Raw genomic sequence first — 18,703 nt, 5'->3', positions numbered from 1 at the left:
CGGATGACGAAGTCCGCGTTGAAGCAGCTACTGCACGGTGACCGGCTGGCGACGGCGGCCGGTGCGCACAACCCCCTGACCGCTGCGCTCGTCGAGGAGGCGGGGTTCGACGTCGTGTGGGCGAGCGGGCTCGAGATCTCCGCGTCGATGGGCGTGCCGGACGCGAACGTCCTCAGCGTGACTGAGTGCCTCTCGACCGCGGCGGCCATGGCCGCCCGGGTCGGCATCCCCGTGCTGGCGGACTGCGACTCCGGCTTCGGGGGCATCACCAACGTGATCCACATGGTGCAGGACTACGAGGCCGCGGGGATCGCCGGCGTCTGCATCGAGGACAAGACGTTCCCGAAGCTCAACAGCTTCGTCGCCGGTCCGCAGCAGCTCGTGCCGATCGAGGACTTCGCCGGCAAGATCGCCGCGGCGGTGGCGTCGCGGCGCAGCGCCGACTTCGTGGTCGTCGCGCGCATCGAGGCGTTCATCGCCGGTCACGGCCTCGAGGAGGCGTTGCGCCGGGCCCGCGCGTACGAGCTGGCGGGGGCGGACGCCCTGCTGGTCCACTCCAAGCTGGCGGTGCCCGACGAGGTGGTCGCGTTCTGCGACCACTACACCGGGGACGTCCCGGTGGTCGCGGTCCCGACGACCTACGCGAGCACCACGATGGACGAGCTCCACGCCGCGGGGGTGTCGCTCGCCATCTACGCCAACCAGGGGCTGCGCAGCGCGATCGCCTCGACCAGGGAGACCTTCGCCGCGATCCTTCGTCACGGGTGCGCGTCGGCGGTGGAGAGCAGGCTCGTCCCCCTGTCGGACGTCTTCGGACTGCAGGGGACGGCGCGCATGCTCGAGGCGGAGAAGCGGTTCGAGCAGGTGGGGCGCGGCGTCGCCGCCCAGGTGGACGCCGACCTCGCGTTCGACTGGGCGGCGGCGCATGCGGGTTGACGCCGCACCCGTCTCCCGCGCGGCGGAGGAGGTCCTGCGTGGCGCACACCTCGTCGCGGGCTCGTGGGACGCCGGTGCGGGTGCACGCGAGATCGAGCGCCGGGACCCGGCCCGCCCGTGCGTGCGCGTCGGGGTCGTGCCCGTCGCGACGGACGAGGTGGTGGACCGCGCGGTGCGTGCCGCCGACGCCACGGCCGGCGGGTGGGGGGCGTGGACCCCTGTGGCGCGGGGCCGTGTGGTCGAGCGTCTCGCCGGGCTCGTGGAGCGCGATGCGCGCCGGCTCGCCGCACTCGTCTCGCGCGAGCACGGCAAGCCCGCGCGCGACGCCCGGGAGGAGGTCGCTCGCGCGACCGACGTCCTGAGGTTCGCCGCGGGGGAGGGGCGCCGGCTCGGGGGGCGTACCCTACCCGCCGACCTGCCGGGCACGGCGTGCCTGACGACTCGTGTGCCCATCGGGGTCGTCGCGCTGGTCACGCCGTGGAACTTCCCGTTGGCGATCCCGGCGTGGAAGCTCGGGCCGGCGATGGTCGCCGGGTGCCCGGTCGTCGTCAAGCCCTCGCCGCTGGCGCCTTTCAGCGCGCAGGCGCTCGTCGAGCTGGCCTCGGAGGCCGGCGCGCCCGCGGGCGCCGTGGGTCTCGTCCACGGCGGCGGCTCGACGGGGTCGGCCTTGGTCCGGCACCCGCTCGTGGCTGGCGTCTCCTTCACGGGCAGCGTCGCGACGGGGCGCAGCATCGCGCGCGAGGCCACCGACCGCCTGGCACGCCTGCAGCTCGAGATGGGCGGCAAGAACGCGGTCGTCGTCGAGGCCGACGCGGACCTGGGGCGGGCGGCGGACGCCGTGGTGAGCGGTGCGTTCGGCCAGTCCGGGCAGCGGTGCTCGGCGACCAGCAGGCTTCTGGTCCACGAGGACGTCGCCGACCGGCTCGTCTCGCTCGTGCGGGAGCGCGCTGCGGCGCTGCGGGTCGGTCCTGCGCAGGACGAGACCTCCGACCTCGGGCCCCTGGTCGACGAGGCCAGTCTCGAGCGGTGCGTCGCGGCCGTGGAGCGAGCCGCGCGCGACGGTGGACGCGTCGTCCTCGGCGGCGGCCGCGTCCCCGGTCTCGCGGGCTGGTACATGCAGCCGACCGTGGTCGTGGACCTGCCGCCGGACGCGGAGCTCGCCACGTCCGAGGTCTTCGGTCCCGTGCTCGTGGTGCACCGCTACCGGACGTTCGACGAGGCGCTCGCGCTGCTCGACGGCGTCGAGTACGGCATGTCGGCGGCGCTGTTCACCCACGACCTCCGCACGGTGGGTCGCTTCGTCGCCGGCGCGCGGGCCGGGATGCTGCACGTCAACCGCGCGGGCACCGGGGCGTTTCCGCACATGCCGCACGTCGGGACCAAGGCGTCGCAGCACGGCGCCGCCGAGTGCTCGCCGGAGGCGATGGACTTCTACACGGAGATCCGGACGGTGACCCTCGACCTCTCCTGACGGGAGCGGGGGCGCCACGGGAGGGGAGGAAGACATGTGCGGCACGGTGGGACTGTTCACCGGCTGCGCCGCGGCGGCGTTCTGCCCCGTCGCGGCGCTGCGCCGGGACGGCGCCGCGACCCCGGGGTACCGCAGCCCGTTCGCCGCGTGGGACCGCAGCGCGTCGGTGCGCTCGAGCCCGCGCAGGGTCCTGGCGTCGACCGAGCTCGACCTGTTCCCTGAGGACCTCGTCCCCGTCGCAGGGCACCCGGTCGTCGGGCGGCTGCGTCCGGAGCTGCGCCGCAGGCTGCTCACGCAGCAGCTGCACCGCTACCTCGGCTTCACGGCGAAGCTCGAGTACCTGGTCGTCAACCACGTCGTGCTGGGCATCGCTCACGGCAGCATCGAGGTCCCGGTGCCGGACGAGATGCGCTTCGACGCCTTGCGCATCTACACCGACGAGGCGTACCACGCGTTGTTCTCGGTGGACCTCGGACGGCAGGTCACCGCACGCACGGGCATCGCGCCGCGAGGGGGGCGTCCCTTCTTCCTCGTGCGGCTCGATGCGCTGAAGGCCAGGCACGACCCGTCGCTCGCGGGGCTGGTCGACCTGCTCTTCACGATCGTGTCCGAGACGCTCATCTCGGCGACGCTGACGGACGTCGCACGGTCGACCTCGGTCGAACCGTCGGTCGCCGCCCTCGTCCGCGACCACGCGGTCGACGAGGGGCGGCACCACGCCTACTTCGCGCAGTACCTGCGGCACCTGTGGGCGGCGCTCGACGCCGGTGAGCGCCGATTCGCGGCGTGCCTGTTCCCCGAGCTCATCGACGTCTTCCTGCGCCCCGACACCGCCGACGTCGGGGACGAGCTCCTCGGGTACGGGCTGAGCCGCGACGAGGTCAACGAGGTCCTCGCGGACACGTTCGACGAGCAGGTCCGGGCCTCGTACAACCGCGCGACGGCCGCCCGCCTGCTCGGCTACCTGGACGACGTGGGCGTGTTCGACGACCCTCGTGCCCTTGACCTCGCGCGGGAACACGACCTCGTCCCGCGTGCGTGACGTCCACGGAGGTGGCATGACCAGCACGGTCCTGATGGTGGGGTGCGGCGTGATGGGGGAGCCCTACCTGCGCGCCGCGGCACGGCGCGGCCTGCGGGTCGCGCTCGTCGAGACGGCCGCGCGGGCGGCGACGCTCGCGCGGGAGCACGCCTGCGTGGTGGCGACCGAGGAGGTGCCGGACGGCGTCGCGGCCAGCGACGTGGCGTGGGTGCGTCCCGCGCTCGCGCTCGCCGAGCGGATGCGCCCCGTCGCGGTGCTGCCCTTCGCGGAGCACCAGGTGGTGGCCGCCGCGGCCGTCCAGCGAGTCCTCGGATTGCCGGGCACGGGTCTCGACGCCGCGCTCGTCTCGCGGGACAAGTCGCTGCAGCGGGCTCTGCTGCGGTCCGCGGACGTCGGGCACCCACGCAGCGTCGTCGCCGCGCCGCTCGCCTCGTTCACGGACCTCGACGAGATCGGCCTGCCCGTGGTGGTCAAGGCGCTGTCGTCGTCGGGGAGCGACGGTGTGGAGCTCGTTCGGGACGCCGCGGGCTGGCGCGACGTCGTCGCACGGCGCGGGGCCGAGCCCGTGCTCCTCGAGCAGTACGTGACAGCGCAGGAGTACAGCTGGGAAGCGGTCGTGCAGCACGGGCAGGTGCGGGTCGACAACGTGACGCGCAAGACGACGACGGGCCCTCCGGAGTTCGTCGAGCTGGCGCACGAGGTGGCGTTCGGGCGCCGTGACCCCGTCCTCGCGGCGGCCGCGCGGGACTTGGGCGCGGCGGTCGTCCGGGGGATGGGCATGCAGGACGGGATCGTCTCGGTGGAGTTCCGGTACGACGACGGCCACGACGTCCCGGTGCTGATGGAGGCGATGGTCCGGATGCCGGGCGACCACATCGTCGACGCCATCTGCGTCGCGGCGGGCTTCGACTGGTTCGACGCGGTGCTGGGCGTGCTGCTGGGTGAGGAGCTCGTCGTGCCGGCCGACGCCGTCGCGCGAGAGAGCGCCGTGGTCTACGCGGTCGCGCCGCAGGAAGGGGTGCTGCAGGGCACGGGGTTCGACGCCGTCGCCGCGTTGCCGGGGGTCCGGTCGGCGCGCCAGCGCATCCCGGACGGCGCGCAGGTGCGCCCGCCGCGTAGCTCCGCAGACCGGCTGGGGGCCGTGCTGCTCGACTGTGGTGACCACGCGGCCCTGCTCGCGGCGCTCGACCGGACGCGAGGCCTGCTGCGGGAGGCCGTCCTCGTCACCCCGTGACGTCCGGGTGCAGGGCGGTCTCGCGCCGGAACCGGCGGTAGGCGGGCACGACGGCGAGCGCCGACGCCAGAGCCGCCGCGGCGAGGGTCGCCTGGGGGCCGATCCGCTCGCCCACGGTCGCGAGCACGAGCCCGGCGAGCGGTGCGGTGACCATGATCAGCGAGACGAACACACCCAGGCCCGCCCCGAGGTGCTCACGCGGGATGAGGCGCACCCGCCAGGTGCGCATCCAGACGGCGAAGGCGGTGACGCCCGCGCTCCAGAGCCCGTACCCGATGCCCATCACGACCACGTGGTGCGCGACGACCATGAGGACCGCGCTGATGGCGAGCGCGCCGAGGACCCAGGGCAGCACGACGTCGACGGGGCGTGCCGCCGTGACGCGGCCGACGATGACTGCGGCGCCGAGGCTCAGCACCGTGGCCGCGGCGGCGAGGACGCCGACGGCCGCGTCGGGCTCGCCGAGCGACCCGGCCACGATCGGCGGGAGCGAGGCGAGCGCGAGACTCCCCACGAGGTTGACACAGAGCGTGACGCCGACCAGGGCGAGGGTCGCGCGGCTCGTCAGCACGGTCCGGACGCCGGTGCGCAGCCGCGCGGCCACCGACGACTCGCCCGCGCCGACGGTGCCGCGTCCGAGCGCCCGGAAGCCGGCGCCCGTCCACGCGCCCGACAGCACGAACACCGCGGCGATCACGGCCAGACCGGCGTCGGTGGGCAGGGCCGCGACCAGGGCGCCGCCGAGAGCCGGGCCGGCGACTGTCACGAGCTGCTGGGCGGCCTGGAAGTCCGATTGCGTCCGGGGGTAGGCGTCGGGTGGGACCTGGCGCCCGAGGATGCTCTCGACGGCGATGGTGGAGTGGCCGTTGAGGAGCGTCGCCAGGCCGCTGGCCACGACGAGTGCCGAGATCGAGCCGGTCAGTGCCGCGCCCCCGAGCAGGGCGGCCCGCAGCAGGTCGACGACCACCAGCTGGGCGCGCGGCGGGAACCTGTCGACCACGGCGCCTGACAACGGCGTGGAGACGATGCGGGGGAGCCACTGGACGAGGAAGGCGACGCCGGACGTGGTGACGGACCGGGTCGCGCCGTACACCGCGATCGGCACGAAGTAGGTGACGGTCTGGTCGCCCAGGATGGCGACGGAGCGCGCGGCGATGAACCGCCGGACGACGCCGGGCTCCTCGATGAGGACGACGTCGTCGGTCGTGCCCCTCACGCTCCGACCGCTTCCGCCGGCTCGACGACGATGGACGCCTCGAAGTCGCCGACGACCCGGTGCAGGTCGTCCGCGACGCGGGAGCGCCGCGTCCCGACGCACACGAACGACGCAAGGGCGGACGTGGTCGCCGCGGGGGCTGCCAGGACGTCGCCGACCGCGTGCGGGACGTCGGCCAGCACGATGGACCCCGGGAGATCCAGGTCGTCGAGGCGCGTGATGGTCCCGGCGCGCGTCGGGACCAGGGCGTACCCGGCGCGTCGGGCGGGTGCTTCCGGAAGGGGGGGCACGGGGCCCCCCATCACGTCGCGGACGTGCCACTCGACCGGGTCGACGTCGAACGCGCGGATCATCTGGTCCCTGATCTTGGCGCCGCCGACCCGGGCGGCGACCTCGTTGACGACGAGCTCGCCGCCCACGTCGAAGACCTCGGCGTGGAACAGGCTCGAGGACGGCACGCCGAGCGCGTGGAGCGCGCGTGCGGTGAGGTCCTGGATCCCCGAGAGCGCGGGGTCGTCGTCGTCGAGGTGGACGCTGACCTGGGCGCGGCCGTGGGTGATGTCGAGGCATGACGCGCTCTGCGCGGTGGGCCAGGACAGGACCACGTCGCCCGCGTGGACGATGCCGTCGACGTGCAGCAGGTCGTTGGAGACGAACTCCTCGGCCACCAGGTCCGCCGGGACGTCGCCGACGCCGAGCCGGGCGCCGGTGGCGCACCGGAGCAGGTCCGCCTCACCGCGGACGACGTCGACGCCGACCGACGCGGCGCCGCGACGGGGCTTGAGCACGAACGGGTAGCCCAGCTCGTCGGCGGCCCGCCGCAGGTCTGTCGGGTCGTCGACCTGTCGCCAGCGGGCGACGGGGACGCCCGCACCGGCGAGCGCGACCTTCATCGCGACCTTGTCGCGGAAGAGCAGCGCGTCGTGCTCGCCCGGCCCCGGCAGGCCCCATGCATCCCGCAGCCGCCCGGCCCGGACCAGGTCCCACTCGGACATCGCGAGCACACGCGAGAACGCGTGATGGCCGTGGAGTCGGTGCGCGACGAGCTCGACGTGCGGCCCCTCGTAGTCGTCGACCACCTCGACGTGCAGGTAGCCCTCGGGCGTCGGTGAGCCGGCGAGCCCGGCGGCGCTCGTCACGAGCACGAGCGGTTCGTCCCCGGCCCACGCGCGGTAGTCCGTACGGGAGAGCTGGAAGCGGTTCAGGACGAGAGTCGTCATGAGGGCAGTCACCGGAGTCGTCGGGGCCTAGCACTGCTGATGGCCGTCACGGTACCGCATCGAGAGGCGGGGCGAGATGTCGCGTTTGCGGCGGCACGGCGCTCGCGTGCCGACGACCTGCGTCGTGGGACGGTGCACACGTCCCCGACCGCGTCCCGCCAGGCGCGAGCCCTGCCACGACGGCCTCGTCGGCGAGTCGCGGCGTGCCGCGAGCCCGTCGGCGAGCCCCGGCGGTCCGTCACACGCGGCGCTCGCGCGCCGTCACCCGCAGCCCCGACGCGCGCAGGCGCCGCACGAGGTCGCGCGTGCTGACGGGCTGGGCGCCCAGCGCGACGACGTCGTCCCAGCGCTCGACCGGCACGTCGTAGTGGTCGTGGTCGAACGCCCGGCGCGGGATGCCGGCGCGGCGCGCGAACGCGTGCAGCTCGGCGTACGACGCGTCGCTCACGAGGTGGCCCCAGACGGTGCCGTGGCGGGGCCACAGCGGCGGGTCGACGAGCACGGTCACCGGGCGAGGGTACGTCGCCCGGGCACGCGGCCCACGACCCGTGACTCGCGGGCCGCCCGGCCGCCCCCAGCGCGTCGCACGTGCGTCGCGTCCACCGCCGCACCCCCGGGCCGGTCGTGCCCTCCGGCGGCGCGCCTAGCGTCGGCCGTGCCGTCGTCCCGAGCCGCACCCGCGGCCCCGACGGCCCTCAGGAGGGCGTCCATGAGCAGGTACGAGGTCGACAGCGCACAGCTCGACGGGTCGGCGGCGGCCGTGCTCGCGCGGTCCGCGAGCATCCAGGCCGAGGTGTCGGCGATGCAGCGCCAGCTCGTCGAGCTGCAGACGTCGTGGCGCGGCGGTGCGGCCGGCCAGTTCGGCGCGGTCGTCGCGGAGTGGAACGCGACGCAGGCGCGCGTCGAGCAGTCGCTCGCGCAGATCGCCGCGGCGATGCAGGCCGCGGCACGCACCTACGCCGAGGCCGAGGCGCACGCCGCGCGGCTGTTCGCGCACTGACGCCGTCGCGCGCCGCTCCGCGGGGCGTCGGCCGCGTCGTCGGAGCGCGCCGTCGGACCGCGCCGTCGGACCGCGACGTCGGGCCTCGATGTCGGGCCTCGACGTCGGACGGTGACGTCGCCGCGGGGCGGCCCGTCGCCGCGGGGCGGCCCGTCGCCGCGGGGCGGCCCGGCGCCGCGGAGCGTCACACGTGACGCATGAAGCGTCAGGGTGTCGTCGTGCCGCTCGCGTCGGGTGCGTCCCCGTCGGCGGTCTGCGCCGCGCGCTGCGCGTCGAGCCGCGCGAGCTCCTTCTCGATGCGCTGCAGCTCGGCCGACACGTTCTGCCGGGCGGGCTCCTCCCACGGCTGCGCGAGCGGGCTCACGAACAGCGACGGACGCGCCAGCAGCTTGTGCAGGATCCGCACGCGCGCCCGCAGGTAGTCCTCGACCGGCAGGTGCGCGTACTCCGACCGCACGTCGTGCAGGTACGCCTTGTACCGCTGCGGCTCGGTCGCGAGCATCGCGAGGTCGGCGTCGCACAGCACCGCGCAGTCGATGTCGTGCGGGTCCGGCGCGTGCCGCACCAGCGCCTGCACGAGCGCCGCGACGCGCTGCGCGTTGGCCTCGGGCACGCCGAGCTCCGTCAGCTGCTCGCGGGCGAGCGCCGCGCTCGCGGCCTCGTCCTCGCCGCCCTTGTTGGCGTACGCCTTGCGCTCCGCCGAGTCGAAGACGGCGCCGTGGTACCACGCCGCGAGCCGCACCAGCTCGGGGTGGTGCGCCTCCTCGTCGAGCTCGTCGACACGCGCCAGCACGTCCACGAGGTGCTTGAGGTTGTGGAAGTGCCGCTCGGGGCGCGTCCACCGCTCCAGCAGGTCCTCCGCGGTGCGGCGGACCTCGTCGGCGGGTGCGGTGCCACCGGCCTCCGCGACGTTGCGAGCGAATGCCGGCAGGAGCCAGGCGGGTGCGTCATGGACGCCCATGGAACAGCCTCACGAGGTTGACGACGGACGCGCCATCGTAGCCACGTCCGTCGCGGGCGGCACACCAGGGGGTCCGTCCTGCGGACCGGCGTGCTGCGGGTCCGCCTCCGGGGCGGCCGGCGCGCTTGGCGGGCCGTCGACCGGCAGCACCACCCGCACGGTCGTGCCGCCGCCCGGCGTCTCGTGCACCGCGACCCGCCCGCCGTGCGACGTGACGATGGCCGCCACGATCGCCATGCCGAGGCCCGAACCGCCCGAGTCGCGCGTCCGCGACGCGTCGACCCGGTAGAACCGCTCGAACACGCGCGCCGCGTGCTCGGGGGCGATGCCCGGGCCGTGGTCCCGGACCTCCAGCACCGCGGTCGTCGCGTCGTCGCCCGGGCCCACCGCGACCTCCACCGGCGTCCCCGCGGGCGTGTGCCGCTCGGCGTTGCCCACGAGGTTCGCCAGCACCTGCCGCAGCCGGGCCTCGTCGCCCACGACCACCCGGGGGGCCGTCGCACCGCCGAGGGTCTGCAGCCGCACCGGCCGCCGCGGGTCGAGCGCGCGCAGGTCGCTCACGGCGTCGGCCGCGAGCACCGTGAGGTCCACCGGGCCGAGCCGGCCCTGCCGGCCCTCGTCGAGGCGCGCGAGCGCGAGCAGGTCCTCGACCAGCGAGCCCATGCGCGTCGCGGACCCCTCGATGCGTCGCATCGTGTCCTGCACCTGCTCGTCCGTGCGCAGCGCCCCCATGCGGTAGAGCTCGGCGTACCCGCGGATCGCCGCGAGCGGAGTACGCAGCTCGTGCGACGCGTCGGCCACGAACCGGCGCATCCGCGCCTCCGAGGCGGTGCGCGCGGCGAACGCCTCCTCGATCTGCGCGAGCATCCCGTTGAGGGCCTCGCCCAGGCGGCCCACCTCGGTCGACGTCGGCGCCGACGGCACACGACGCGACAGGTCGCCCGCCGCGATCGCCGCCGCCGTCGCCTCGATCTCGCGCAACGGGCGCAGCGAGCGCCGCACCGCCCAGCCGCCCGCGACCACGCCCAGCAGCACGATCGCGAGCCCCGACGACGTGAGGCTGACGCCCATCGCGGCGACCGTGCGGTGGATGTCCTTGAGCGGCAGCCCCACGACCACCGACCCCGACGTGCCGCCGCCGTCGAACGGGTACGCGACGACGCGCCACGACGAGCCGGCCCGCGACGAGCCGACCGTGAACGGCTCGCCCGCGATCGCCTGCGCCGCGGCGGGTGAGAGGTCGTCCACGAGGGGAGTGCCGTAGGACTCCGCGGCCGCGCTGCTGAGCAGCGGCACGTCCTGCGTGGACGTCTGCACGCGCACGTAGTAGTCGGTCGGCCCGAGGGTGCCGCCGCCGTAGGCGAGGAACCGCAGGGCGTCGTTCGCGACGTCCCTCGCCTCGGACGCGAGCTTCTGGTCGACCGGTCCCAGCAGGCTGCGCTCGAGGAGCGTCGCGGCGGTCACGCCGGCGACCACGAGACCCGCCCCCAGGAGCACGGCGGTGATCGTCACCAGGCGGCGCTGCAGCGACAGCGTCCGCCACGCGCGGCGGACGGCGTCGGGGACCGCCGACCGGGCTCCGGCGGGCGTGCTCGCGGCCCGCTCGTCCGCGCCCGCGGCTCCGGCGTCGCCCGTGGCGGCGTCGGGGGGCACGACGTCGTCGCGGTCCTGCGGCCCGGGCGCGCGCGGGGCGTCCGCGGGCCCGGTCCCGGTCACGCCGACTCGCGCAGCAGGTACCCGACGCCGCGGCGCGTGTGGATCAGCGGCGGCAGGCGGTGGCCGTCCGCGTCGGTGAGCTGGTCGATCTTGCGGCGCAGGTAGGAGATGTACGACTCGACGATGTTCGCGTCGCCGCCCCAGTCGTACTGCCACACGTGGTCGAGGATCTGCGTCTTGGACAGCACCCGGTTCGGGTTGAGCATGAGGTAGCGCAGCAGCTTGAACTCGGTGGGGGACAGCTCGACCTCCTGGCCCGCGCGGCGCACCTCGTGGGTGTCGTCGTCGAGCTCGAGGTCGGCGTACCGCAGGAGGTTCGACGCGGCGCCGTCGTCGGGCTGCGTGCGGCGCAGGATCGCGCGGATCCGGGCCACGACCTCCTCGAGGCTGAACGGCTTGGTGACGTAGTCGTCCCCGCCGACGGTCAGGCCCTGCACCTTGTCGGCCGTGTCGTCGCGTGCGGTGAGGAACAGCACGGGCACGTGCTGGCCCTTCTCGCGCAGGCGGCGCGTCACGGCGAACCCGTCCATGTCGGGCAGCATGACGTCGAGCACCACGAGGTCGGGCTCGGTGTCGCGCGCGAGGCGCAGCGCCGACCCGCCGTCGGCGGCCGCGTGCACCTCGAAGCCCGCGAACCGCAACGACGTCGCGAGCAGCTCGCGGATGTTCGGCTCGTCGTCGACGACGAGCAGCCGGGCCTCGGGCTCAGCGGACGCTGTCATGGCACCATCGTGCGCCCGGAACCTGAGCGCCGCCTGGGAACCGGCTGCGAGACCGTGCGACCCGGCCGGCGGTCGCCGGTGGTGGGTCTGGGAGTCTGCTGAAGGCTGCCTGGATGCTCGCGGGGACGGATCGGGGCGATCCGGGCGGATCGCCGATCGTGATGGACATGTGACCTGGAACTTCGGTGGTACGCGTGCGCGCGGCTACCGTGGAAGCGTGACCCTCGACTTCGACGACCGCGTGCTGCCCGCCGCCACGTCCGGTGCCGCGCCCCGCGTGACCGTGGTGCAGAGCTCGCCCGACGTCGGCCTCGACCGCTTCGCGCAGTGGCTGACGGGCGTGGACGTGCACCTCGTGCGCGCCGACCTCGGCGAGCCCGTGCCCGGCCCGACGGAGGTCGGCGACGGCCTGCTCGTGCTGGGCGGCCAGATGTCCGCGCACGACGACGCCGTCGCCCCGTGGCTGCGCCCCTTGCGCGACCTGCTCGCCGTCGTCAGCGCGACCGACGTCCCCGCGCTCGGCGTCTGCCTCGGTGCGCAGCTGCTCGCGGTCGCGCGCGGCGGGCGCGTCGAGGTCGCGGCGCCCCCCGGGCGCGAGGCCGGCGTGGTCGACGTCCGGTGGCGCCCCGAGGCCGCCGACGACGCGCTGCTCGGCCCGGTCGCCGCGCTCGCGGGCGCGGCGCGCACGAGCCCGCAGCCGAGCATGCACGCCGACGCCGTGGTCGACCTGCCGCGCGGCGCCGTGTGGCTCGCGTCGTCGTCGATGTACCCGTTCCAGGCGTTCCGCATCGGCAGCGCGTGGGGCGTGCAGTTCCACCCCGAGGCGACCGCGGAGACGCTGCGCACCTGGGCCGACCAGCACCCCGAGGTCGACGCCGACGCGGTCGCCGCGCAGATGGCCGACCGCGCCGCCGAGGTCGAGACGACCGGTCGTGCGGTCGCGGAGGCGTTCACGCACCTCGTCGCGTCGCGCGCCGCGACGCGACGCGTGCCCGTCTGACCCCTCGCGCGCACGGGGCCGGTCACCGCGCGGTGACCGGCCCCGTCGTCGTCCCGGCGGCTGTCAGGCGTCCTGCGTGCCCGTCGTGATCTCGGGCGTGACCGTGGTCGCCTCGATCTGCCGCGGCGAGCCGCCCTGCTTGAGGGCCGCGAGGCGCGCCTCGACCTCGATGTCGGCGCCCGCCGACTCCAGCTCGGCGAACTGCGCGTCGAGCGACGACGCCGCGAGCTCCGCCTGGCCCATCGCGTAGGCCTCCTCGCGACGCACCTTCTCCTCGAAGCGGGCGATCTCGCTCGTCGGGTCCAGGACGTTGATCGAGCCGATCGCCTCCTGCACCTGGCGCTGCGCCTGCGCGGACTTCTGCCGCGCGACGAGCGTGTCGCGGCGCTGCTTGAGCTGGCCCAGCTTGTCCTTCATCTGCGCGAGGCCCGACTTCAGCTTCTCGACCGTCTCGCGCTGCGAGGCCAGGATCGGCTCCGCGTCGCGGACCTCCTGCTCGGCGGCGATCTGCTTGCCGAGCGCGACCTTCGCGAGGTTGTCGAACTTGTCGGCGTTCGCGGCGTCGCCGGCGGCCCGGAACTGGTCGGCGCGCGACGACGCGGCCAGCGCCTTCTGCCCCCAGTCGCGCGCGGCCGCGACGTCCTCGTTGTAGTCCTGCTCGGCGAGGCGCAGGTTGCCGATCGACTGCGCGATCGCCTTCTCGGCGTCCGCGATCGAGTTCGTGTAGTCGCGCACGAGCTGGTCCAGCATCTTCTGCGGGTCCTCGGCCTGGTCGATCAGCGCGTTGATGTTCGCGCGTGCGAGCTGGGCGATGCGCCCGAAGATCGACTGCTTCTCCGTCATGGTGTCGTGCCCTCCTGTGTCGCCGACCGGACCGTCGGTCCGTGTCCCGTGCCGCGCCCGCCGTCGGCGGCGGGCGCCTCGTCCTCGCGTCGCGGTCAGAACCCGCCGCCGCGACCGCCGCCGCCGAAGCCCCCGCCGCCGCCGAACCCGCCGCCGCGTCCGCCGCCGCCGAAGCCACCACCGCGACCGCCGCCGCCGAAGCCGCCGCCACCGCCCCAGCTGCCGCCGCCACCGCCCCAGCCGCCACCGCCGCGACCGCCGCCGCGCAGGATCGAGTCGATGAGGATGCCCCCGAGGATCATGCCGCCGAGGTCGCTGCCGCCCCCGCCCGAGCCGCGGTACCGGTCGTCGTCGCGCCGCTGCGCGTTCTCGACGTCGATCTGCGCGAGGCGCTGCGCCTCGGCCACGAGCTGCTCGCCGTGCTGCGCGGTGACGAGCGCGGCCTCGGGGTCGGTCGCGCGCTGGTCGAGCGCGCGCAGCCGCAGCCGGTCCGCCTCGGCGAGCCGCGTGCGGGCCTGCGGGCCGACCGCGCCGCGGCGGGTGCTCACGTAGTCGGTCGTCGCGCGCACCGCCGACTCGAGGCGGCCGAGCGTGTCGCCCAGCAGCGCGGCCGCGCGGCGGCTCCGCTCCTCGGCGTCGCGGCGCGGTGCGAGCGCCGCGTCGATCGCGGCCTCGGCCGCGGTCAGGCGTCGCAGCGCCGCGAGCGGGTCGCCCGTGCCCTGCCGCGCCGCACCGGCCTCCTCGAGCGCGGCCCGTGCCTCGGCGACGTGCGGCGCGACCGCCGGGTCGCCCGCCGCGAGCCGGGCCGCGTCGGCCAGGTCGGACGTGATCGACGCGATGCCGGCGTCCAGCCGGGTGTTCGCCACCGCGAGGTCGGCCCCGGCCGAGTCCACCGCGTCGAGCAGGCGCGCGGCCTGGCCGAGGGCCTCCTCAGCCGCGCGCGCGAAGCCCACCGCGGCGCCCTTGTCGCCGGCCGCGGACCGCTCGCGGCCCTGAGCGAGCGCGGCGTCGACGTCGCCCAGCAGGTGGTCCGCCTGGTCCGGGTTCCCCGCGACCGAGCCGAGCGTGTCGGGCGAGTACCGCTGCGCGAGGGCCGCCACGGCGGCGCGCGCCGGCTCGACCCGGGCGCGCAGCCGCTGCTGCTCGCGCTCGTGCGCGTCGAGCGCGTCGTCGACCCGGGCCTCGATCGCGCGGAGCCGGTCGAACGCCTCCTTCTGCTGGTCGAGGTGCTGCTCGACCTGCGCGCACAGCCGCAGGATCTGCGCGGACGTCGCGCGCACCTGCTCGTCGGTGTCGGGCACGTCGTCGTCGAGCGTCTGACGCAGGCGGAACGCCTCGGTGAGCTGCTGCTTGCCCTGCGCGAGCACGGCCTCGAAGTCGCGCGTGCTGTCGGGGCCGAACTGCGCCTGCGCGAAGCCCAGCTCCTCCTCCGACGAGCGCAGCGCGTCGTCGAGCGCGACGAGCGCGGACGCGGACCGCCGGTCGAGCTCGGGCGTCGGGACCCCCGCGAGCTCGTCGACCGCGCCCGCGGCCCGTGTCGCCCCCGCCGAGTCGCGCAGCACGCCCGCGGGCTGCCGGCGGCGGCGCAGGACGCTGAAGAGCAGGACGCCGCCGATGACCGCGAGGCCCAGCAGCAGGACGACGGCGAAGCCGCCGCCCGACGAGCCGCCCGACGCACCGCCGCCCGACCCGCCGCCCGCCGCGTCGACGATCCCGTCCGCGGCGGTCACGGCGGCGCCGTCCCAGTCGTCGCTCCCCAGCTCGGAGCGCACGTCCGCCGCGACCCGGTCGAGCTGCGACGACGTGATCGTCCCGAGCGACGTCGGCGCGAGCGTGAAGTCGCGGTCCTGCACGGCCACGGCCAGCACCGCGTCGCTCGAGCCCAGCCCCGACAGCTCGGCCGCGTCCGACACCCACGCCTCGGCGGACTGCCCGTCGAACGAGTCCACGTACACGACCGTCAGCCGGTACGGGGTGTCCTCACCGACCCGGTCGACCGCCTCCTGCACGCGTGGCACGTCGGACAGCGCACCGGCCCGGTCGACGACCGTCGACCGGAACGCGAACGGCGGCTCCGCCGCCGCGGGGGCGGCCAGGGCGACCGCGAGCACCGCCCCCACCCCCAGGGCAGCGGCGGGGACGAGGGCACGACGAGCCAGACGCACGCGACGATCCTTTCTCAGGCCGGCACCCGTGGCAACGCGCCCCGCCCTCTCCCGGTTCCTGTCGCGCGGTGCACCTCGTGCCTCCGCCCCGGCCCGCCCGGGCGCGCGTCGGGCCCGGGCGGGCCGGGGTGTCAGTCCGCGTCGACGTACCGGTGCCAGGACTGCGTCACGTAGCGCGTCGCGAAGCCCAGGGACACGTACAGGTCGGTCGCGCCCGTGGGGGAGTCCGCGTCCACCTCGAGCCCGACGTGGCCGCGGCCGCGCTCCGCGGCGTCCGTCACGACCGCGTCGACCAGCGAGCGCGCGACGCCCCGCCCGCGCGCGGACTGCCGCACCCCGAGGTACTCGACGTAGCTGCCCGTCGCGCGGCCGTCGTCGGCGGTGACCTCCGCGGCGACGAGCACGCCGACCGGCTCGGGCTCCGCACCGTCGACGAGCTCGGCGAGCCACCAGTGGTCCCACCGGTGCCCGGGGTCGGCCCGCAGCCGTGCGAGGAACTCGTCGAACGTCTCCTCGTGGTGGTTGAAGTGGTCGACGAACGCCTCCTCCAGCAGCGCGTGCGCCGCGACGAGATCGCCCGCGTCGGGCATCCCGTCCGCACCGCGCTCCAGCCGCCGCACGCGCACGCCCGGACCGGTCGGTCGCAGCCCCCGGTCGTCGTCGCCGACGGGGCGGCGCATCTGCCACCACGTGCGCACGCGCGCGTAGCCCGCGGCGGCGAGCCACCGCTGCTGCCGCGCGTCCGAGTCGAACGCGCCGCTGTCGAGCTGCGTGCGCGCGAGCCCGCGGGACCGGGCCAGCGCCACGCCGGCGCGCTCGGCCCACGCGAACAGCTCCGCGGCCAGGGCGTCGCCCGTCGCGTCGTCCAGCACGGGGTCGACCACGACCGCCACCAGGACGCGCCCGGCGGCGCGGTCGTGCGCCGTCGCCCAGCCGCGCGCCTCGCCGGCGGCGTCGCGCACCACCACGTGCGTGCGCGTGGGCGCCCCGTCGCCCGCGACCTCCGCGAGCGTCGCGTCCGCGCTCGCGGACCGTGCGCCGTGCGCGGCGACCTCGTGCCGTGCCCGCAGCGCGTCCAGGTCGGCCACGTCGTCGGGCCCGGGCGCGTGGGCGTGCCACCCGGCCGGGAGCGCGGGCGGAGCGGCCTCCGTCACCGGGCGACCCCCAGGTCCCCGAGGTCCTCCGCGTCGACGATCGTGTAGGCGTACCCCTGCTCCGCCAGGAACCGCTGACGGTGCGCCGCGAAGTCCTGGTCGACCGTGTCGCGCGCGACGACCGTGTAGAAGTGCGCGGTCTTGCCGTCGGCCTTGGGTCGCATGATCCGGCCCAGGCGCTGCGCCTCCTCCTGCCGCGAGCCGAACGACCCCGACACCTGGATCGCCACCGAGGCCTCGGGCAGGTCGATCGAGAAGTTCGCGACCTTCGACACCACGAGCTTCGTGATCTCGCCCGAGCGGAACGCGTCGAACAGCCGCTGCCGCTCGCGCACGGGCGTCTCCCCGGTGATGAGGTCGGCGCCGATGTGCTCGGCGAGCTCGTGCAGCTGGTCGAGGTATTGACCGATCACGAGGGTCTGCTCGCCCGCGTGCGTGGCGACCAGCGCGTCGACCACGCCGTTCTTGCCCGACGCGGTCGCCGCGAGGCGGTACTTCTCCTCGGGCTCGGCCGTCGCGTACGTCATGCGCTCGTGGTCGGGCAGCGTGAGACGCACCTCGACGCACTCGGCCGGGGCGATGTAGCCCTGCGCCTCGATGTCCTTCCACGGCGCGTCGAACCGCTTGGGCCCGATGAGCGAGAACACCTCGTCCTCGCGGCCGTCCTCGCGCACGAGCGTCGCGGTCAGCCCGAGGCGCCGGCGCGCCTGCAGGTCGGCGGTCATGCGGAAGATCGGCGCGGGCAGGAGGTGCACCTCGTCGTACACGACGAGGCCCCAGTCGCGTGCGTCGAGCAGCTCGAGGTGCGAGTACACGCCCTTCCGCTTGGTGGTCAGCACCTGGTAGGTCGCGATCGTGACGGGCCGGATCTCCTTGCGGGTCCCCGAGTACTCGCCGATCTCGTCCTCGGTGAGCGTCGTGCGCTTCACCAGCTCGTCGCGCCACTGCCGCGCCGAGACCGTGTTGGTCACGAGGATCAGCGTGGTCGTCGAGCTCTTGGCCATGGCGCCCGCGCCCACGAGCGTCTTGCCGGCGCCGCACGGCAGCACCACCACGCCCGAGCCGCCGTGCCAGAAGCCCTCGACGGCCTGCTCCTGGTACGGGCGCAGCGACCAGCCGTCCTGCGCGAGCTCGATGGGGTGCGCCTCGCCGTCGACGTACCCGGCGAGGTCCTCGGCGGGCCAGCCGAGCTTCACGAGCACCTGCTTGAGGTGCCCGCGCTCCGAGGGGTGCACGACGACGTCCGTGTCGTCGACGCGCGCGCCCAGCAGGCCCGCGGTGCGCTTGGAGCGCGTGACCTCGGCGAGCACGGCCGGGTCGAGCGCGTGCAGCACGAGCCCGTGCACGGGGTGCTGGACCAGCTGCAGGCGCCCGTAGCGCGACATCGTCTCGGCGACGTCGACGAGCAGCGCGTGCGGCACGGGGTACCGGCTGTACTCGAGCAGCGTGTCGACGACCTGCTCGGCGTCGTGCCCCGCGGCGCGCGCGTTCCACAGCCCGAGGGCGGTCAGGCGGTAGGTGTGCACGTGCTCGGGCGCGCGCTCGAGCTCCGCGAACGGGGCGATGGCGCGCCGGCACGCGGCGGCCTGGTCGTGGTCGACCTCGAGCAGCAGGGTCTTGTCGCTCTGGACGATCAGCGGTCCGTCGGGCACTCGGCTCTCCTGTGGTCGGGTCGCGGGGCCGGGGACCCGGGGCCCGGTGGGGCGGGGTCCGGCGGTCTCACGGGGTCGTGGGGTCCGCGGGCGTGGCGTCGGCGATGCGGTGGACGGCGACGGTCAGCTCGGCCTCGCGGCGCGGGTCGAGCGCGCGCAGCCGGCCGCCCTCGACGCGCAGCGGACGCAGCAGACGGCGCTCGGGCCGGCCGTCGGGTCCGACCAGGTCCACCCAGACCGCGGTCCGGGACTGCGCCGCCTCGCGCAGCACCACCAACACGTCCCCGGGCTCGGGTGTTCCCGCGGCCGGCGCGGCGGGGGCCGGTGCGGTGCGCGGGCGCGCGCCGGGCGCGGTGCGCCGCGCCGCGACC

At 75.5% G+C, this 18,703-nt stretch carries 17 protein-coding genes; 6 read left to right on the top strand and 11 right to left on the bottom strand.

Features of this window, described 5'->3' with window-relative positions; all coding sequences use genetic code 11:
* The first annotated feature begins 3 nt into the window (after positions 1 to 3).
* Genes CS2_RS10920 through CS2_RS10905 form a run of 4 tightly spaced genes read left to right on the top strand, consistent with a single transcriptional unit; the run spans position 4 to position 4,683 of the window.
* A complete protein-coding gene (locus CS2_RS10920) occupies positions 4 to 936 on the top strand; it encodes an isocitrate lyase/phosphoenolpyruvate mutase family protein (protein WP_082740100.1) in 933 nt (310 codons plus the stop codon).
* Positions 926 to 2,407: an aldehyde dehydrogenase family protein gene (locus CS2_RS10915; RefSeq protein ID WP_070320018.1), complete on the top strand. Its 1,482-nt coding sequence runs from the start codon at positions 926 to 928 to the stop codon at positions 2,405 to 2,407. The genes CS2_RS10920 and CS2_RS10915 overlap by 11 nt, the downstream gene beginning before the upstream one ends.
* Positions 2,408 to 2,441: 34 nt before the next feature.
* Entirely contained in the window at positions 2,442 to 3,449 is a 1,008-nt protein-coding gene (locus CS2_RS10910) for a diiron oxygenase (RefSeq protein ID WP_070320017.1), read from the top strand.
* Positions 3,450 to 3,465: 16 nt separating this feature from the next.
* Positions 3,466 to 4,683, top strand: a complete 1,218-nt coding sequence (locus tag CS2_RS10905) for an ATP-grasp domain-containing protein (protein ID WP_070320016.1) — start codon at positions 3,466 to 3,468, stop codon at positions 4,681 to 4,683.
* On the opposite strand, the gene CS2_RS10900 is transcribed toward CS2_RS10905, so the two are convergent.
* From CS2_RS10900 to CS2_RS10890, 3 genes are all read right to left on the bottom strand, one after another.
* The gene (locus tag CS2_RS10900; protein WP_070320015.1) at positions 4,673 to 5,899 is read right to left on the bottom strand and encodes an MFS transporter; all 1,227 of its coding nucleotides are present in this window, start codon (positions 5,897 to 5,899) and stop codon (positions 4,673 to 4,675) included. The two genes, CS2_RS10905 and CS2_RS10900, sit on opposite strands and share 11 nt — an antisense overlap.
* On the bottom strand, positions 5,896 to 7,119 hold the full coding sequence (locus tag CS2_RS10895; protein ID WP_070320014.1) for an ATP-grasp domain-containing protein: 1,224 nt from the start codon (positions 7,117 to 7,119) through the stop codon (positions 5,896 to 5,898). Before CS2_RS10895 ends, CS2_RS10900 begins: the two co-directional genes overlap by 4 nt.
* Positions 7,120 to 7,357: 238 nt before the next feature.
* Positions 7,358 to 7,627 (bottom strand): DUF4031 domain-containing protein, encoded by a 270-nt coding sequence (locus CS2_RS10890; protein ID WP_070320013.1) that lies wholly within the window; start codon positions 7,625 to 7,627, stop codon positions 7,358 to 7,360.
* Between the two features lie 201 nt (positions 7,628 to 7,828).
* On the opposite strand from CS2_RS10890, the gene CS2_RS10885 reads away from it, so the two are divergent.
* A complete protein-coding gene (locus CS2_RS10885; RefSeq protein ID WP_070320012.1) occupies positions 7,829 to 8,119 on the top strand; it encodes a WXG100 family type VII secretion target in 291 nt (96 codons plus the stop codon).
* A gap of 205 nt (positions 8,120 to 8,324) precedes the next feature.
* On the opposite strand, the gene CS2_RS10880 is transcribed toward CS2_RS10885, so the two are convergent.
* Genes CS2_RS10880 through CS2_RS10870 form a run of 3 tightly spaced genes read right to left on the bottom strand, consistent with a single transcriptional unit; the run spans position 8,325 to position 11,518 of the window.
* A complete protein-coding gene (locus CS2_RS10880) occupies positions 8,325 to 9,080 on the bottom strand; it encodes an HD domain-containing protein (RefSeq protein WP_070320011.1) in 756 nt (251 codons plus the stop codon).
* Between the two features lie 9 nt (positions 9,081 to 9,089).
* Entirely contained in the window at positions 9,090 to 10,796 is a 1,707-nt protein-coding gene (locus CS2_RS10875; protein WP_233421152.1) for a sensor histidine kinase, read from the bottom strand.
* Positions 10,793 to 11,518: a response regulator transcription factor gene (locus tag CS2_RS10870; RefSeq protein WP_046530149.1), complete on the bottom strand. Its 726-nt coding sequence runs from the start codon at positions 11,516 to 11,518 to the stop codon at positions 10,793 to 10,795. The genes CS2_RS10875 and CS2_RS10870 overlap by 4 nt, the downstream gene beginning before the upstream one ends.
* A 217-nt stretch (positions 11,519 to 11,735) precedes the next feature.
* Between CS2_RS10870 and CS2_RS10865 the strand changes: the two genes are divergently transcribed.
* Positions 11,736 to 12,518 (top strand): type 1 glutamine amidotransferase, encoded by a 783-nt coding sequence (locus CS2_RS10865; RefSeq protein WP_070320010.1) that lies wholly within the window; start codon positions 11,736 to 11,738, stop codon positions 12,516 to 12,518.
* 63 nt (positions 12,519 to 12,581) lie between these two features.
* Here the strand turns inward: CS2_RS10865 and CS2_RS10860 are convergent, their stop codons facing one another.
* The 5 genes from CS2_RS10860 to CS2_RS10840 all read right to left on the bottom strand — a co-directional run.
* Positions 12,582 to 13,361, bottom strand: coding sequence for a PspA/IM30 family protein (locus CS2_RS10860; protein WP_046530150.1), 780 nt, complete (start codon positions 13,359 to 13,361; stop codon positions 12,582 to 12,584).
* Positions 13,362 to 13,456: 95 nt separating this feature from the next.
* The gene (locus CS2_RS10855; protein WP_082740095.1) at positions 13,457 to 15,526 is read right to left on the bottom strand and encodes a TPM domain-containing protein; all 2,070 of its coding nucleotides are present in this window, start codon (positions 15,524 to 15,526) and stop codon (positions 13,457 to 13,459) included.
* Positions 15,527 to 15,657: 131 nt separating this feature from the next.
* Positions 15,658 to 16,680 carry a GNAT family N-acetyltransferase gene (locus CS2_RS10850; RefSeq protein WP_070320008.1) on the bottom strand — a complete coding sequence of 341 codons (1,023 nt, stop codon included), beginning with the start codon at positions 16,678 to 16,680 and terminating at the stop codon, positions 15,658 to 15,660.
* Complete coding sequence (locus tag CS2_RS10845; RefSeq protein ID WP_070320007.1) at positions 16,677 to 18,332, bottom strand: DNA repair helicase XPB; 1,656 nt, start codon at positions 18,330 to 18,332, stop codon at positions 16,677 to 16,679. The genes CS2_RS10850 and CS2_RS10845 overlap by 4 nt, the downstream gene beginning before the upstream one ends.
* Positions 18,333 to 18,399: 67 nt before the next feature.
* A partial coding sequence (locus CS2_RS10840) for a WYL domain-containing protein (RefSeq protein WP_501161967.1) occupies positions 18,400 to 18,703 on the bottom strand: 304 nt, incomplete at its 5' end.

Origin of the sequence: Cellulomonas iranensis NBRC 101100 = JCM 18110, assembly GCF_001552375.1 — a bacterium.
Classification (GTDB): domain Bacteria; phylum Actinomycetota; class Actinomycetes; order Actinomycetales; family Cellulomonadaceae; genus Cellulomonas; species Cellulomonas iranensis.
Note: the sequence above shows the minus strand (reverse complement) of the source record. Positions and strands in the feature narration are given on the sequence as shown.

Coding starts and splice junctions, on each gene's coding strand:
- CS2_RS10895 (WP_070320014.1), bottom strand. CDS start 7,119: ATGACGACTCTCGTCCTGAACCGCTTCCAGCTCTCCCGTACGGACTAC.
- CS2_RS10905 (WP_070320016.1), top strand. CDS start 3,466: ATGACCAGCACGGTCCTGATGGTGGGGTGCGGCGTGATGGGGGAGCCC.
- CS2_RS10885 (WP_070320012.1), top strand. CDS start 7,829: ATGAGCAGGTACGAGGTCGACAGCGCACAGCTCGACGGGTCGGCGGCG.
- CS2_RS10910 (WP_070320017.1), top strand. CDS start 2,442: ATGTGCGGCACGGTGGGACTGTTCACCGGCTGCGCCGCGGCGGCGTTC.
- CS2_RS10920 (WP_082740100.1), top strand. CDS start 4: ATGACGAAGTCCGCGTTGAAGCAGCTACTGCACGGTGACCGGCTGGCG.
- CS2_RS10880 (WP_070320011.1), bottom strand. CDS start 9,080: ATGGGCGTCCATGACGCACCCGCCTGGCTCCTGCCGGCATTCGCTCGC.
- CS2_RS10915 (WP_070320018.1), top strand. CDS start 926: ATGCGGGTTGACGCCGCACCCGTCTCCCGCGCGGCGGAGGAGGTCCTG.
- CS2_RS10860 (WP_046530150.1), bottom strand. CDS start 13,361: ATGACGGAGAAGCAGTCGATCTTCGGGCGCATCGCCCAGCTCGCACGC.
- CS2_RS10870 (WP_046530149.1), bottom strand. CDS start 11,518: ATGACAGCGTCCGCTGAGCCCGAGGCCCGGCTGCTCGTCGTCGACGAC.